The organism is Nonomuraea sp. SBT364 (assembly GCF_001083785.1).
Taxonomy (GTDB): domain Bacteria; phylum Actinomycetota; class Actinomycetes; order Streptosporangiales; family Streptosporangiaceae; genus Nonomuraea.
In genome coordinates, this window is the sequence record NZ_LAVL01000052.1 from 1 (window position 1) to 15,318 (window position 15,318).

General features: G+C 73.5%; 13 protein-coding genes and 1 pseudogene. 12 read left to right on the forward strand and 2 right to left on the reverse strand.

Going from position 1 to position 15,318, the window contains the following annotated elements:
• The 4 genes and pseudogenes from ADY59_RS23150 to ADY59_RS23165 all read left to right on the forward strand — a co-directional run.
• Window positions 1-2,241 (forward strand): annotated as a pseudogene (locus ADY59_RS23150) (hypothetical protein); the annotation flags it as partial.
• A 90-nt stretch (window positions 2,242-2,331) separates the two neighbouring features.
• Window positions 2,332-2,913, forward strand: coding sequence for a DUF998 domain-containing protein (locus tag ADY59_RS23155; protein ID WP_197093802.1), 582 nt, complete (start codon window positions 2,332-2,334; stop codon window positions 2,911-2,913).
• Window positions 2,914-2,921: 8 nt separating this feature from the next.
• Window positions 2,922-3,989, forward strand: a complete 1,068-nt coding sequence (locus ADY59_RS23160; RefSeq protein WP_197093803.1) for a sensor histidine kinase — start codon at window positions 2,922-2,924, stop codon at window positions 3,987-3,989.
• Window positions 3,986-4,639 (forward strand): response regulator transcription factor, encoded by a 654-nt coding sequence (locus tag ADY59_RS23165; RefSeq protein ID WP_049565418.1) that lies wholly within the window; start codon window positions 3,986-3,988, stop codon window positions 4,637-4,639. Before ADY59_RS23160 ends, ADY59_RS23165 begins: the two co-directional genes overlap by 4 nt.
• A gap of 71 nt (window positions 4,640-4,710) precedes the next feature.
• Here the strand turns inward: ADY59_RS23165 and ADY59_RS23170 are convergent, their stop codons facing one another.
• Window positions 4,711-5,988, reverse strand: coding sequence for a phytase (locus ADY59_RS23170; protein ID WP_049565419.1), 1,278 nt, complete (start codon window positions 5,986-5,988; stop codon window positions 4,711-4,713).
• Window positions 5,989-6,027: 39 nt separating this feature from the next.
• Complete coding sequence (locus tag ADY59_RS23175) at window positions 6,028-7,197, reverse strand: ABC transporter substrate-binding protein (RefSeq protein ID WP_049565420.1); 1,170 nt, start codon at window positions 7,195-7,197, stop codon at window positions 6,028-6,030.
• 242 nt (window positions 7,198-7,439) lie between these two features.
• Between ADY59_RS23175 and ADY59_RS23180 the strand changes: the two genes are divergently transcribed.
• Genes ADY59_RS23180 through ADY59_RS23215 form a run of 8 tightly spaced genes read left to right on the forward strand, consistent with a single transcriptional unit; the run spans window position 7,440 to window position 15,277 of the window.
• Complete coding sequence (locus ADY59_RS23180) at window positions 7,440-8,321, forward strand: Cgl0159 family (beta/alpha)8-fold protein (protein WP_049565422.1); 882 nt, start codon at window positions 7,440-7,442, stop codon at window positions 8,319-8,321.
• Window positions 8,322-8,352: 31 nt separating this feature from the next.
• Window positions 8,353-9,333, forward strand: coding sequence for an inorganic phosphate transporter (locus ADY59_RS23185; protein ID WP_049565425.1), 981 nt, complete (start codon window positions 8,353-8,355; stop codon window positions 9,331-9,333).
• A complete protein-coding gene (locus ADY59_RS23190; protein ID WP_049565427.1) occupies window positions 9,330-9,989 on the forward strand; it encodes a DUF47 domain-containing protein in 660 nt (219 codons plus the stop codon). Before ADY59_RS23185 ends, ADY59_RS23190 begins: the two co-directional genes overlap by 4 nt.
• Before the next feature lie 26 nt (window positions 9,990-10,015).
• Window positions 10,016-11,842 (forward strand): ABC transporter permease, encoded by a 1,827-nt coding sequence (locus tag ADY59_RS23195; RefSeq protein ID WP_049565429.1) that lies wholly within the window; start codon window positions 10,016-10,018, stop codon window positions 11,840-11,842.
• Window positions 11,843-12,940, forward strand: coding sequence for an ABC transporter ATP-binding protein (locus tag ADY59_RS23200; RefSeq protein WP_049565431.1), 1,098 nt, complete (start codon window positions 11,843-11,845; stop codon window positions 12,938-12,940). It begins immediately after the preceding gene.
• Window positions 12,937-13,701 carry an HAD family hydrolase gene (locus ADY59_RS23205; protein WP_049565433.1) on the forward strand — a complete coding sequence of 255 codons (765 nt, stop codon included), beginning with the start codon at window positions 12,937-12,939 and terminating at the stop codon, window positions 13,699-13,701. The genes ADY59_RS23200 and ADY59_RS23205 overlap by 4 nt, the downstream gene beginning before the upstream one ends.
• The gene (locus ADY59_RS23210) at window positions 13,692-14,495 is read left to right on the forward strand and encodes an inositol monophosphatase family protein (protein WP_049565435.1); all 804 of its coding nucleotides are present in this window, start codon (window positions 13,692-13,694) and stop codon (window positions 14,493-14,495) included. The genes ADY59_RS23205 and ADY59_RS23210 overlap by 10 nt, the downstream gene beginning before the upstream one ends.
• Window positions 14,492-15,277: an HAD-IIB family hydrolase gene (locus ADY59_RS23215; protein WP_049565437.1), complete on the forward strand. Its 786-nt coding sequence runs from the start codon at window positions 14,492-14,494 to the stop codon at window positions 15,275-15,277. Before ADY59_RS23210 ends, ADY59_RS23215 begins: the two co-directional genes overlap by 4 nt.
• Window positions 15,278-15,318 lie beyond the last annotated feature (41 nt).

Sequence of the window (15,318 nt, forward strand, 5' to 3'; positions counted from 1 at the left end):
GGGGGTCCTGGGGGTGGGGGGCGGCTGGCGGTGGCGGACGAGGCGTATCGGGTCGTCATCCTGCCTGCCGTGACCGCGCTGGACGAGGACGTGGCCGAGCGGCTGGACGAGTTCGCCGCCGCCGGGGGACTGCTGGTGGCGGTCGGGGCGCTGCCGGAGTCGCCGCGCCTCAAGGCCCGCTTCGCGGCCGGCGGCGCGCTGTTCGCGCCGGCACCCGAGCACCTGGGGGAGGCGCTGGCCGGGCTGGAGCGCCGGGTCGAGGCACCGGTGCCGCCGCTGGTCCGCGAGATCGGCGACACCACGCTGGTGTTCCTGACCGCCGCGTTCCCCATGGCGAGCAGGATCGGCGTGGCCCGGCCCGGCGAGCGCGGCGTCGAGCTGGGCTGGCTGGACGCCTCGATCGACTTCGACCCCGGCAGGTACGCGCGCGAGATGCGCGTCAAGGTCACCGGCGTGCGGGGTACGCCACTGCTGGCCGGCCTCTTCGGCGCCGAGCCGAGACCGCTGCCGTACCGGAGGGACGGCGACGCGGTGGAGGTGGACGTGCCCTTCGACGACGGCCCCGCCGCCCTGCTGATCTTCGACGGCAGCACCGCCGCCCCCGAGCCCCGCCCGCGCTACGGCGACCCGGTCGACCTGGGCCAGGAGTGGGACGTGGACCTGGTGCCGACCCTGGACGACACCTGGTCGGACTTCGGCGCCACCGGCGCCACCGTCGAACGCTGGACGCTGGCCGGCGCGGACGGCGGACGCGTGCACGCCGGCTTCGGCCCCATGGGCGAGCAGCGGACCGGCGACGGCCCGTGGACGCCGTCGGCGTGGTCGGCCTCCCGGGGCCTGCACAAGGACCCGGTCCATCGCGACACGCTGGGACCGAAGGGCCACGTGCCGGCGGAGTTCCTGGCGTTCGGCCGGGTCGCGGCGGGGCGGCGGGCCCGCTTCCGCAGCCTGCTCACCGTCCCCGGCGGCGACGACGGTGGCGGCTGGCTGGCGCTCGGCGCGCCCGCCGCCAAGACCGTCCGGCTGGACGGCGTGGAGCAGCCGATCGAGGACACCGGATACGCCGCCGTCTCACGTGCCCGCCTGGCGCCCGGCACGTACCTGCTGGAGCTCGACCTCGTCCCCGACGAGGAGCTCGAACTGCGCGCGTACGTGTGCCTGGTCGCCGAGCGGGGCGACGCGGCCCGGCCCGAGTGGATCGGCGGCGCGCCGCTGGAGACGACCGTGACCGTGGGCGCGCCGCCGTACGAGGTGCTGCAGGTCGCGTCCGTGGCACCCTGCCGGGTGCTGGTCAACGGGGAGGAGGCGGGGCGGCAGGGCGGCTTCGACCCGTACGCGGACGCCGACATCCCCCGCCTGCGCCGCTACGACGTCGCCCACCTGCTCCGTCCCGGCGACAACGTGGTCCGGGTGGAGTCGGACGGCTGGGTGCTCGTCGACGGGCTCGTGGTGTCCGGCCCGCACTGGACCTCGCGCCCGCGCGTGCGGCGCCGCCAGCAGGGCGACCCGGCCGCGCTGTATCTGCGGCCGCGCCCGCACCCGCTGCCGGGAGCGGGCTGGCTCGACGGGCGGCCTGCTGCGCTGCCCGCCACCTTCGCCGTCCCCGGCGCACGGCCGGGCACCGCGCGATTCCTGCTGGACCCGCCGCCCGGCGCGACCGCGATCGAGGTCGACGCCACCTGCGGCACCGCCAGACTCATCAACGGCGAAGGCCACGCGACCGCCCTCACCCCGCGCGGTGCCCCGGAGGCCGGCGTCACACCGGGCGCCGGTCCGGGGGGCGCCCCCGGGTTGGCGGGCGTGGTCGCGGCCGGGGCGGTGCTGGAGGTCGTCACCGGGCCCGGAGCCGAGGAGGGGGCGGCGCTGGCGGGCCCGGTCCGCTTCACCTGCGGTCCCGGCCGGATGCGGCTGGGCGACTGGGAGGAGCGCGGGCTGGCCGGTTACAGCGGCGGCGTCCGCTACCGGACCACGCTCACCGCCTCCGCCGGGCCCGCCCGGCTCGACCTCGGCCGGGTCCGCGGCACGGCGGAGGTCGCGGTGAACGGCCGGCCCTGCGGCATCAGGGTCTGCTCGCCGTACACCTTCGACGTCGTCCTGGACGAAGGGGACAACACGCTGGAGATCCTCGTCCTCGGCACCCTCGGCCCCTACCTGGACGAGGTCAGCCCGACCCACTTCGTCTTCCCCGGCCAGCGCGTCACGGGCCTGTTCGGCCCGGTCCGGCTGGCTCCACGGCTCTGAGAGGCGGTGTCAGTACACCGAATGGTGTACCCGCAGGTGTCATCGAACGGACGATGCCGGGCCGTACACCCCGTCCCTAATGTCGCAGCCATGAAGAAGACAGTTCTGGCCGGAGTCGGCGTCGGGGGAGTGGCCTTCGCCCTTTCGGACCTGGTCAACACGGAGATGAGCCCTGTCGAGGAGACCGTCAGCCGGTTCGTGAACACCGGCGCCGGCTGGCTGGTCACGGTCGGGCTCCTCGCCATGGCGCTGGCGGGCGCGGCCCTCACGGTGGCGGCGGCCCGCGCCGGCGCCGGCCGCGCCGGGACGTGGCTGCTCGGCCTCTGGTCGGCCGGGGTGCTGGTGGCCGCGATCTTCCCGGCGGACCCGCCGGGGCAGTGGGACGACCCGTCGGTGTCGGAGACCGTCCACGGGCTGTCCGCCTGGGTGGCCTTCCTCGCCTTCATGATCGCCGCGGTGCTGCTGACCAGGGGCTTGCCGAGAGACGCCCTGCTCACCGGTGTCACCGTAGCCGTGGTGGCTGGGATGATCCTGTTCGTGGTCACTCTCGTGGATGTCATGATCGCCCGCTCGCTGCCGCCGGTGGTGGGGGTGACCGAACGCGTGGCCATGGCCGCCAACCTGCTGTGGATGGCCCTGGCGGCCGTCCGTCTGCCCCGCCGGCGCCGATGATCGGCGCCGTGCTCCCCGCCGTTCTCACCGCCGTCGCCGTCCTGACCGGGATGGCGGCGGTGGGGGCTCCGATCGGCGTGCCGGCCGTCACGCTGGCACTCGTGCTGGGCGGCCTGCTGCTGGTCAGGCGGCGATGGCCGGTCGGGGTGCTGCTGGCGTCGGCGGCCGCGCTGATCGCCTTCCAGGCGGCGGGGCTGTTCGAGGGCGGCTGGGTGTGGCCGCTGACCGCGGCCGCCTACACGGCGGCCGCGGCGGGCCGGTTGCGCCGGGCCACCGGAGTGGGGCTGTTCCTGCTGGCCTACGCCCTGGCCTGGGACTGGGCCGTCGCGGACGCTCCGCCGGCCCGCGCGCTCGCCTCCGGCGGGGCGGAGATGCTCTGGCTGGCACTCGTGCTCGCGGTCGGCCACGCCCGCCACAACCAGTTGCGCTGGCGGGCCCAGCTGGAGGAGGCCCGCGAGGCGGACGCCCGCCGCCGCCTGGCCGAGCAGCGGCTTGAGATCTCCCGTGAGCTCCACGACATCGTCGCCCACACCCTGGCCGTGGTCGGCGTCCACCTCAACGTGGCCGCCGACGCGCTGGAGGAGGCCCCCGATGAGGCGCGCGAGGCCCTGCGCACCGCGATGGACGTGCGGGGCAGGGCCATGAACGACCTCCGCTCCCTCATCGGCGTGCTGCGGATCGACGGCGGCACGGCCCCGCAGCCGGACCTGGCGGGCATCGCCTCGCTCGTCGACGCGGCCGGGGCGAGCGGCCTGGACGTCACGCTGCACGAGGACGGCGACCCCGCGACGGTCCCCGCGGCCCACGCGGTCGCGGCTCACAGGATCGTCCAGGAGGCGCTGACCAACACGATCAAGCACGCCGGCGCCGCACGGGTGACGGTCCGGCTGCGCTACTCGGGGAGCACGGTGACGGTCGAGGTGACCGACGACGGGCGGGGCGCTCCGGACACCGCCGAAGGGCACGGCCTGACCGGCATGCGCGAGCGCGTCACCGCCCTGGGAGGCATCCTGAGCGTCGAGGGCCGGGACGGCTTCGCCGTACGGGCGAGCATCCCGCTGGCGGGGCGCGCATGACGATCAGGGTGCTGCTCGCCGACGACCAGGCCCTCGTCCGCGCGGGCTTCCGCAGCCTGCTCGGCCGCTCCAAGGACCTCACCGTCGTCGGCGAGGCCGCCACCGGCGACGAAGCCGTGCGGCGGGCCCGGGCCACCGAGCCCGACGTCGTCCTCATGGACATCCGCATGCCCGGCATGGACGGCATCGAGGCCACCCGGCGGATCCTCGCCGAACGACCGGCTACCAAGGTCGTCATCCTCACCACGTTCGACACCGACGAGCACGTCTTCGCCGCGCTGCGGGCCGGGGCCTGCGGCTTCCTCACCAAGGAGGTCGAGCCGGCCGAGCTGCGCCGCGCGGTCGCCGTGGTGGCGGCGGGGGAGGCGCTGCTGTCGCCGGGGGTCACGCGGCGGGTCGTCGAGCAGTTCGCCCACCGGCCCGTCCCGGTGGGCGGCGACGGCCTCACGGTGCTCACTGCCCGCGAACGCGAGGTCGTCCGCCTGGTCGCCGAAGGACTGTCCAACGACCAGATCGCCGCCAAGCTGGTGATCAGCCCGTTGACGGCCAAGACGCACATCACCCGGGCGCTGACGAAGCTGGACGTCCGGGACCGGGTGCAGCTGGTGATCGTCGCCTACGAGACGGGACTCGTCCGGCCCCGCTCATGACGACGCCCGCCGGCCGACGCGCGGCCCCGGCGGAGCGCTGCCCGCCGGGGCCCCGTATCGATCCGGGCGGGTCAGTCGCGGGGGTCCCAGCCGCCGGTGTCCACGTCCAGGTCGAGCTCGTCGGCGATGTCGTCCCACTCGGCGAACTTGAAGTTCGTGTTCTCCCGGTCGGGCACGGCCGGCGTGTTGGCGCCGTCGTGCGAGACGAACAGGCCCTCGTCGAAGTCGCCCAGCGGCAGGTTCAGCACAGTGGCGCCGTCGCTGTGCTCGGCGCCGTCGATGCCGCCGCCGGCGCCGATCCGGAACTGGCCGAGGTAGGCGTTGCCGCCCTCCCTGCGGTAGACGGCGAAGGTGCTGTCACCCTGGCTGGAGGCCAGCAGGTAACCCTTGCCGTCTTCCCGGTAGTAGATCGTGAGCCCTTCGGCGTCCGCGGTCAGGTGCCGGCCGCCGAAGCCCGGGTCGGCGCCTGGCGCGCACTCCTCCGTCGCGGGGTCGTAGGTGCCCGGCACGCCGTACTCCCTGACCTTGTCCATCAGCACCGGCGTGCCCGTGAGGTCGGCCCGCATGCGCCAGACGCCGACGTCCTCCTGGGCCGCGTAGAGCACGTCCCGCTGCTGGTCCACGACCATGCCCTCGACCTGCGCCAGCTCGTCGGGCTCCATGCACGGGGTCCACGGGCGGCCGTCGGGCAGGGTGAACGAGGCGGGCAGGCCGATCGTCCTGACGAGCTGGTAGCCGACCTTGCCGTTCGCCTCGGGCAGGAGCTTGACCAGGCCGATCGAGGTCTTGTGGCGGCGGCTGACCAGCGCGTAGGTGCCGGTGGAGTCCTTCCAGGCGGCCAGGCCGTACGCCGTCTCCGCGTCGTTGACCTGTTCGTGGGTGTCGTTGAAGACGAACGGCGCGCCCGGGGCGGTCACGTCGGTGAGCCGGCCGTCGTCGACGGCGTAGAGGCGCAGCTGGTCGCGGCCGCGGTCGGAGACGACCGCGAGGTCACGGCCGTGGAAGCCGTAGGTGACGTCGACGTTGTTGAACCGGCCGGGCTCGTCGTCGGGCCCGGGGGCGGCGGGCGCGGGGATGTGCTGGATCTGGCGGCCGTCGAGGTCGTGGACGAACAGCCCGCCCTCCTTGGCCGTGGCGATCACCACGCTGTCCTCGGAGTCGGACGGGTGCGCCCAGATCGCCGGGTCGTCGCCGTTGGCGTTGCCGCCGGCCTCGTCGTCGAACAGGGCGGGGGTCTCCACCTCGGGTGACACCGACGGGACGCCGGAGCCGGCCGCCGCGGGTAAGGCCAGGCCGCTCGACGCGGACACCAGCAGGGCTGCCAGGAGGAACCTGGGCAGGGGACGCATGACGCCTCCTCATGTGGGGGGTGATGGGGTGATGCCTGATCAGCCGCGGTTGACCCGCCAGAAGTCCGAAACGCCCTGGCGGTTCCGCAGGTCGCCGAGCAGGCCCTTGGGGTCGGTGTGGAAGAGCTGGCCCTGCCAGTCGGACAGGCCGGGCGGGGTGACCAGCGGCTTGACCGTGCTGTTGCCGGAGACGCCGCCCTCGCCGATCTCGTGCTTGACGCCCTCCTCGGTCATGATGAAGTGGACGTACAGCTTGGCCGCGTTGGGGTGCTTGCTCTTGGCGGCGACGGCGACGTACTTGGGGTAGCTGAAGCCGGTGAAGGGCGTCATGCCCTCGCACGCGGCCTGCTTGTAGCCCTTGTCCTCGTTGTTGCGGAACTTGGAGATCGACATGAAGCCGATCTTCTTGTCGGTGGTGCCGGGCGCGCCGACCGCGCCGGAGATGTCCTCGTCGGAGCCGGTCAGCACCGGCTTGTTGAGCGAGATCCGCCTGATCCACTCATAGGCGGCGCTCTTCTCCTCGGTCTTCAGCGCCTTGCCGTACTTCGCCTGGTAGGCCTGTTCGAGCGCCTGGTTGCCGTGCGCGTCCAGCTGGGTGAAGAACGACAGCACGGTGGGCTTGCCGAGCGGGTCCTGCATGACCAGCTTGCCGGCCCATTCCGGTTCGGTCAGGTCCCACACGTTCTTGACGGGGCAGCCGCCGGGGGACAGGGCCGTGTTGTAGGCGAAGATCGTCGCCTTCGAGAGCGCGAGCAGGGGGTTCTGGTTCTCGGCGGGGATCTGGTCCTTGAGGTCGGCCGGCACCCAGGTCCGGGTCACGCCCTGCGGCATGAGCCGGCCGACCAGCACGCCGCCGTCCTCGTACATGGCCGCGTCGATGGTGACGTTGTCCGCGGCGTGCTCACGGGTCATCTTCTCGGCGGTCTGCGGGGAGTCGGACTTCACTCCTTCCATGGTGATCCCGTACTTCGCGGTGAACGCCTTGGCCACCTCCTCGATGTCGCCGCTGGAGTCGTAGACCAGCACGCTGCCCTCCTTCTTCGCGGCGGCGATCAGCGCCTGGAGGTCGAAGTCCGCGTCGAGCGACGGGCCGGGCAGCGCCTGGGCGGTGTCCGTGGGGGACGGCCCGCCGCCGGCCGTGGACGGCGCGCACGCCACGGCGGCGGCCGTCAGCAACGCCATGGAGATGAACTTCCCGGTACGCCTCATCGCGGCGTCACCTCTCTTGCCTCGGGGATTCTCCGGGCGCCGGCTGAGCCCCGATCGGCGCCGTGGTTCATTCACGATGAACATCCTGTGAACCGTTTGTCAAGACATATGTATGTCAGTTCGGCATGGGGACCTAAGAGGCGTTCGTCAGTATGTCAGGACAAAGCATTGACTGTTCATCGATTGTTCATCTAGAACTGAAGGCCATGGCCGACAGGCCCGTGCGGAAGGAGTCTTCACGCATGCTTGAGCAGGATCACCGCAGGCTGCTCGACGATCGGGCCTGGCGTCCGGAGCGGGTCGCCGAGGCGGCCGCCGCCCGCAGACGCCGGCCACTCAGGAACGGCAGGGGCCAGCTGCTGATCATCGCGGCCGACCACCCCGCCAGGGGCTCGCTCGGGGTCGCCGGCCGGCCGCTGGCCATGCGCAGCCGCATCGACCTGCTCGACCGGCTCATGACCGCCCTGGCCAGGCCCGGCGTGGACGGGCTGCTCGCCACCGCCGACGTCGTCGAGGACCTGCTGCTGCTCGGCGCGCTCCACGACAAGATCGTGATCGGCTCGATGAACCGCGGCGGCGTGCACGGGTCGGTGTTCGAGTTCGACGACCGGTTCACCGCCTACGACGCCGACTCGATCGCGGCCATGGGCCTGGACGGCGGCAAGATGCTGTGCCGGATCGCGCTGGACGACGCCGCCACCGCCGCCACCCTGGCCGGCTGCGGGCACGCGGTGACCCGGCTGGCCGGGCACGGCCTGATGGCGATGATCGAGCCGTTCTGGTCGGGGCGGCTGGAGGGCGTCGTGCGGCACGACTTGTCGCCGGAGGCGATGATCCACGCCATCAGCGTCGGGCAGGGCCTCGGCGCCACCTCCGCCCGCACCTGGCTGAAGATCCCGGTCGTGCCCGACATGGAACGCGTAGTGGAGTCGACGACGCTGCCCGTCGTGCTGCTGGGCGGCGACACAGGCGGGGCCTCCGGCGAGGTGTTCGACGCCTGGAGCAAGGCGCTGCGGCTGCCCGGCGTCCGCGGCCTGGTGGCCGGCCGGGCGCTGCTCTACCCGCCGGGCGGCGACGTGACGGCCGCGGTGGACACCGCGCTGAGCCTGCTGGAGGCGACGTGACGACGTCCGCCGGCCGGCGGCCCCGCCTCTGATGGGCTGGACGCTCGCCTTCGCCGTGGTGGCCGCGCTGTTCGTGCTGATCAGCGGGGCTAACGACGGGGCCACGCTGATCGGGCTGGGGATGCGGTTCCCGAAGACGCCGGGCTGGGTGGTGGCCGCGTTACCCGTGGCGCTGCTGTTCGCCGGCCCGTACGTGCTCGGCGTCGCCGTGGCCGGGACGTTCACCGAAGGGCTGGCCGGGCGGGGCGGGCGCGGCGGCGCGGCCGCGTTCCTGGCGGGCGTGGTGATCGCGGTCGTGGTGGTGGCGGTGCTGACCGGCAGGGGACTGCCGACCAGCCTGACGCTCGCGGTGGTCGGCGGCATCGCCGGCGCCGGGCTCGGCGCGGGCCTGCCGGTGCCGTGGACGAGCCTGGTCACCGTGCTCGCCGTCGGCGCCTGCGCGCCGCTCGCCGGGCTGGCCCTGGGCTACCTGCTGGGGACGGCGGCGCGCCGGGTGCCGTCCACCAGCTGGATGCCCAAGCTCGTGCTCGCCGCCCATCTGCTCGCCTACGCGGCCCAGTGCACCGCGTACGCGGTCAACGACGGCCAGAAGATGATCGCGGTCGTGAGCGTCGCGGTGGACGTGAGCCGGCACGGGCCCGGCCGCGTCGGGCCCGTCGACGTCGCCCCCGGCTGGATGGCGGCGCTGGCGGTGCTGTTCCTGGCCGGCGCGCTGACCGGCCTGGCGCCCGTGGCCGAGCGGCTCAGCCGGGGCCTGGTCCTCACCCGGCCGCTGCACGTGGTCTCGGCCGAGACGGCGGCCACCGGCGCCGTCCTCGGCAGCTCGGTCCTGGGCAGCCCGGTGAGCATGACGCAGTCCGTCACGGCCGGCGTCGTCGGCGTGGTGGCGAGCGAGGGAAGCAGGAGGGTGCGATGGCAGGGAGTGCTGAACCTGGGCACGGCATGGCTGGTCACCCTGCCCTCGTCGCTGGCGCTGGGCTGCCTGGCCGGCCTCGGGCTGAGGCTGCTGTGAGCGGCCGGGGCGGCCCCGCCCGCCGGATCGCCAGGGCCTGGGACGAGCTGCGCGGCCGGTCGGGACGGCGGGTGATCGACCTGATCCGCGGCCAGGTCGCCGTCGCCAGGACGGGCGCCGAGCTGGCCTGCTCGGCGGCCGCCGACACCCTGGGACGCCAGGACGCGCGCGCCCGGATGGCCGAGATCGAGCACGAGGGCGACGCCGCGCGGGCCGAGCTCGTCCGGGCGCTGAAACGGGTGCTGACCACGCCCATCGACCGGGAGGACCTCTTCCGGCTCTCCCGCTCCGTCGACGACGTCCTCGACCAGCTTCGCGACTTCGTGCGCGAGGCCGACCTGTTCGGGCCGGCCGACCTCGCCTTCGCCGTCGAGCCGCTGGAGGCCGTGGCCGACGGCCTGGACGAGCTGGACCGGGCCCTGCTGAAGATCACCGGCGACCCCGGCTCGGTCACCGTCGCCGTGCTCGCCACCCGCAAGTCCCGCAGCCGGGTCCGCCAGCTCTACCAGGCCCGGCTCACCGAGCTGTTCGCCGGGCCGCTGGAGATGAGCACCCTGCGCGAACGCGAGCTGCTGTCGCGCCTGGACGCCGTGGGCAGACGGCTCGGGGAGGCCGCCGACGCGCTCGCCGACGCGATGCTCAAACGAAGCCACTGAAATCCGTCACCCCCCGAAGGAATCCCATGGCTGTCGTGACCAAGACCGAGCCGCCGCCCCGCCCGCCGAGACGGCGCAGACTGCGCTACCGCCTCCAGGTCATGCGGCACGATCCGACCGCCGCGCTCGGCCTGATCCTCGTCGTCCTGCTCGCCTATCTCGTCGTGGCTCCGCTGGTCGCCGTGCTGTCCGACGCCGTACGCCTGCAGTACGGCGACGACGTGCACACCGGGCAGCAGCCGGGCGAGTGGACCGGCTACTACCTGTGGCGGGTCTTCCGCTCCCGGATCAGCACCCTGTTGTTCTGGGAGCCGCTGCTCAACACGCTGGTCGTCGCCGTCGGCACCACGGCGTTCGCCCTGGTGCTCGGCGGCGGCATGGCCTGGCTGGTGAGCCGGACCAACGTGCCGGGGCGCCGCTGGCTGGCCGGGGCGCTGGTGGTCCCGTACATGCTGCCGTCGTGGACGTTCTCGCTGGCGTGGCTGTCGCTGTTCAAGAACGAGCGGGCCGGCGGGCAGATCGGGTTCCTCCAGGCGCACGGCATCCGCACGCCCGACTGGCTCGCCTACGGCGCGCTCCCGATCATCATCACGCTGGGCCTGCACTACTACCCGTTCGTGCTGCTCCTCGTCGGCAACGCGCTGCGGCGCATCGACGCGCAACTGGAGGACTCCGCGCGGATCCTGGGCGCGCCGAGGCGCACCGTCGTGCGGCGGATCGTGGTCCCGCTGATGCTGCCGGCCCTGTCGTCGGCCGTGCTGCTCGTCGTCGGGCGGGTGCTCGGCACGTTCGGCACGCCCTACGTCCTCGGCCTGCCGGTCGACTACCGGGTGCTGTCCACCGGGCTCTTCCAGTCGATCAGGGACCGCAGCACCGGCGTGGCCTCCGTGCTCGCCACCGTCATCGTGATCATCGGCGTGCTGATCGTCTTCACCGACATGCGGCTGATGCGCGAGCAGCGCCGGTTCGTCACCGTGGGCGGCAAGGGCGCGATGGACCGGCCGGCCGACCTGCGCCGCTGGCGCCGGCCCGCCTGCGCGCTCGGGCTGCTGGTCTTCGCCGTGAGCGTGCTGGTCCCGGTGCTCACGCTGCTGCTGTCCACCGTCACCCGCACCCCGCTGGACCTGTCGACCTTCACCCTCGACTACTGGATCGCCGAACGGCTGCCCGGCGCGGTCGGCTTCCCGCACGGCGTGCTGCGCGGCTCCGAGCTGTGGGAGGCGGCCTGGAACTCGCTGCGCATCGTCGGCCTGGCCGCGCTCATCTGCGCGATCCTCGGCCTGCTGATCGGCTACGTCGTGGTGCGGGGGACCGCACCGCGCATCGCCGGTTTCCTGCGCCAGGTGTCCTTCCTGCCCTACCTCATCCCCGGCATCGCCTTCGCCGCCGCGTCGCTGTCGCTGTTCGCCGTCGCGCGGGGGCCCGTCCCGGCGCTGTACGGCACCACGTTCCTGCTGGTCCTGGTCATGGCCGTCACGCACCTGCCGTACAGCTCACGCTCGGGCATCGCGGCGATGATCCAGCTCGGCAGGGAGCCGGAGGAGGCCGCGCAGATCGCCGGCGCCTCCTGGTGGCAGCGGATGCGCCGCATCATCTTCCCCATCCAGAAGGGCGCCCTCGTCACCGGGATCGTGCTGCCCTTCATCTCCGGCCTCAAGGAGCTCAGCATCGTCATCATGCTGACCACCACGGGGACCCAGCTCCTCACGACGCTCTCGATCGGCCTGGTCGACTACGGCTACACCCAGCTCGCCAACGCCGTCGTCCTCATGATCGCGTTGCTCTCCTTCACCATGACATCCCTGACGCAGCGGCTGACCAAGAGCAGCCTGGCGTCCGGCCTAGGAGGATAGATGCCGAACATCACCCTGAGCGGAGTCTCCAAGAGCTACGGAGGCGGCGACCACGCGGTCAGGAACCTCGACCTGGTCGTCCCCGACGGCGCCTTCATGTGCCTGCTCGGCCCCTCCGGCTGCGGCAAGACCACCACGCTCCGCATGATCGCCGGGCTGGAACAGCCCACCACGGGCACCATCGCCGTCGGCGGCCGGACGCTCGACTCCGTCGAGCAGGGCATCTACGTCCCCCCGGAGAAACGGGCCATGGGCCTGGTGTTCCAGAACTACGCGCTCTGGCCGCACCTGTCGGTGCGCGAGAACGTCGAGTTCGGCCTGCGCATGCGCAAGGTGCCCGGCCCGGAGCGGCGCTCACGGGCCGCCGAGGCGCTGAAGATGGTGCACGTCGAGACCGCCATGGACCGATACCCCTCGCAGCTGTCCGGCGGCCAGCAGCAGCGCGTCGCGCTGGCCAGGATGCTCGCCGTCAACCCCGCCGTGCTGCTGCTCGACGAGCCGCTGTCCAACCTCGACGCCCGCCTGCGCCTGGAGATGCGCGCCGAGCTCAAACGCATCCACGAGGAGTCCGGCGCCACCATCGTCTTCGTCACCCACGACCAGCTCGAAGCCCTCACCATGGCCACGGACGTCGCGGTCATGAGCGACGGCGAGCTGCAGCAACTGGCCGCCCCGATGGAGATGTACGCCAGGCCCGCCAACCGGTTCGTCGCCGAGTTCGTCGGCAGCCCGCCGATGGCCATCGTGGACGCCGGCCCCGCCCCCGCCGGCCTGGCCGCCTCCCTGCTGCGCTTCGTCCGGTCCCGCGACACGCGCGCCGTCCCCGCCGCCGTCGGCATCCGCCCCGAGGCGCTGCGCCTGGGCGCGCCGCCCGGCTCGGCGTGGAGCGAGGAGGCCCTGGTCGAGGCCGTCCTCCCGGCCGGCTCCTCCTGGACGGTACGGCTGCGCGTCCTGGACACCGAGCTGTACGCGCTGTCGTACACGCCCGTCCGGGCCGCCCCTGGCGACGTGATCACCTGCTGGGCCGAGCAGTTGCACCTGTTCGACGCGGACGGCTCCCGGATCTCCTCCTGGGACCGGTCGGAGGTCAGCGCGTGATCCGGCCGAAGGCGCTGCTCCTGGACTTCGGCGGTGTCCTCGTCGACACGAGCGAACGCCCCGCCTGGGCCGCCGAGCTGGCCCTGGAGGTGCACGCGCTGCTCGCCGGGGCGGGCTTCGACGGCCTCACCGCCGACGACGTCGAGACCGACATCCGGGCCGGCGCGCGGGCCGACTCGTACTGGAAGGACTCCACCTCCCGGCAGTTCGCCCCCGAGGAGATGACGCACCGCCGGTTCTGGGCCGAGTTCGTCGCCACCGACTGGCCGGAGCAGGCGCGCACGCTGGTCACCATCGAGGCGACGCCGCTGTGCCGGCGCATGGGCGAGCTGCGCAGGGACCGCGAGCTGCGCCCGGGGACGGAACGGCTGCTGACCGCCTGCCGCGAGCGCGGTGTCCGGGCGGCGGTCGTCAGCAACGCCCTGTGCGGCGCCGTGCACCGTGACCACCTCGCCGCCACCGGCCTGGACCGCCTGCTGGCGGCGCAGGTCTACAGCGACGAGGCCGGCGTGCGCAAGCCGAACCCCGAGATGATCTGGATCGCCTGCCGGGCCCTCGGGGTGGACCCCGCCGACGCCTGGTACGTGGGCGACAACTACGACAGGGACGTGCTCTGCGGCGCGCGGGCCGGGGCGGGCGCCACCGTCCTGATGGTCTCCGGGAGCACCGGCGAGGTCCCGTACCGGGTCCGGCAGAGCCCGCACGCCACCGTCGACGACCCGAGCGCCCTGCTGAAACTGCTGGAGGAGACATGGACCTGAACACCTCGCGCGAGCTGACCGCCATCGCGTCCGAGGCGGCCCGGGCCGTCGGCGACCGGCTCCGCGGCGCCTTCCGCTCCAGGCCGCAGGTCCGCACCAAACGTGACTTCCACGACCCGGTGACCGAGCACGACAAGGCGGCCGAGGACCACATCCGCGACGTCCTGGCCCGCCGCTGCCCCGACAGCGTCGTGGTCGGGGAGGAGGGCGGCACCCACGGGGAGGGCGCGGTGAGCTGGTACGTCGACCCCATCGACGGCACCGCGAACTTCGCCGCCGGCCTGCCGTTCTTCTGCACCTCCATCGCGGCGGCCGTGGACGGCGAGGTGGTCGCCGGGGTGGTCTACGATCCCGTGCGCGACGACGAGTTCGCCGCCTGGCTCGGCGGGGCGACGTGCAACGGCACGCCGATCCGCAGCGCCGGCGCCCGCACCGACCGGGAGGCGATGCTGCTGTCGAGCTATCCCACACCCCGGGACCTGGACAGGGACGGCGACGCGGCGCTGGACCGCCTGGCCAGGATGACCCGCGCGTTCGCCGCAGTCCGCCGGCCCGGCAGCGCCGCGCTGAAGCTCGCGCACGTCGCCGCCGGGTGGTCCGACGTCGCCTACGGCACGCACGTCAACGCCTGGGACGTGGCGGCCGGATCCCTGCTGGTCAGGCAGGCCGGCGGCGTCTACCTCCCGCTGTCCGGCAGCGTCTTCGCGCCCGGCGGCTACCTCGCCTGCGTCGGCGGGTTCGACCTCGGCGCCTCCGTCATGGCCGAGGTCGCGGCGGCTGCGAGCACGTCGTGATCCGCTGGATCGTGACCGACCTGGACGGCACGCTCGTGGGACGGGACCTGGCCATGGTGCCCACCGGCCGGGAGGCGCTGCGCCGCTTCCGCGCGGCCGGGGGCGAGGTCGTCCTGGCCACCGGGCGGATGGAACGATCGGCCCGCCGCTACTACGACGAGCTGGGCCTGGACGGGCCGGCCATCCTCTACAACGGCGCCAGAACCGTCAACCTGACCACCGGCGCCGTCCTGCGGTCGCGCCACCTGCCGGCGACGGCCTGGAAGACGCTGCTCGCCCTGTTCGGCGAGCTCCCGGCGGGCGTCCACCCGGTGGCGTTCAGCGGCGGGCAGGCGCTGACCCCGCAGGACGCGCCCGCGCTGCGGGACTACGCCCGGCGGGACGGGATCACTCTGCGCGACCCCGGCGACTGGACGGCGCTGCCGCCCGGCGCGATCACCAAGTGCATGCTGATCGGCGATCCGCTCCCGCGCCTGGACATCCCGGGCACGGTCACGGTCCGGTCCGAGGCGACGTACCTGGAGGTGCTGCCGGAAGGGGCGACCAAGGGGAACGCGCTGCGCGAGCTCGCCGCCGCCCGGGGCGTGCCGCTCGGGCAGATCGCGGCCATCGGCGACAACCCCAACGACCTCGACATGATCGCGGCGGCCGGCGTGGGGATCGCCGTCGGCGACGGCCACCCGGACGTCCGGGCCGCCGCCGACGTCGTGGCCGCGGCCTGCGCGGACGGCGCGGTCGCCGGGGCCGTGGAACTGGCGTTCCGGTCCAACGGCTGGTCCTGACCCGGACCGGCCCACCCCCACCGGCGAGGCGCGGGGGTGGG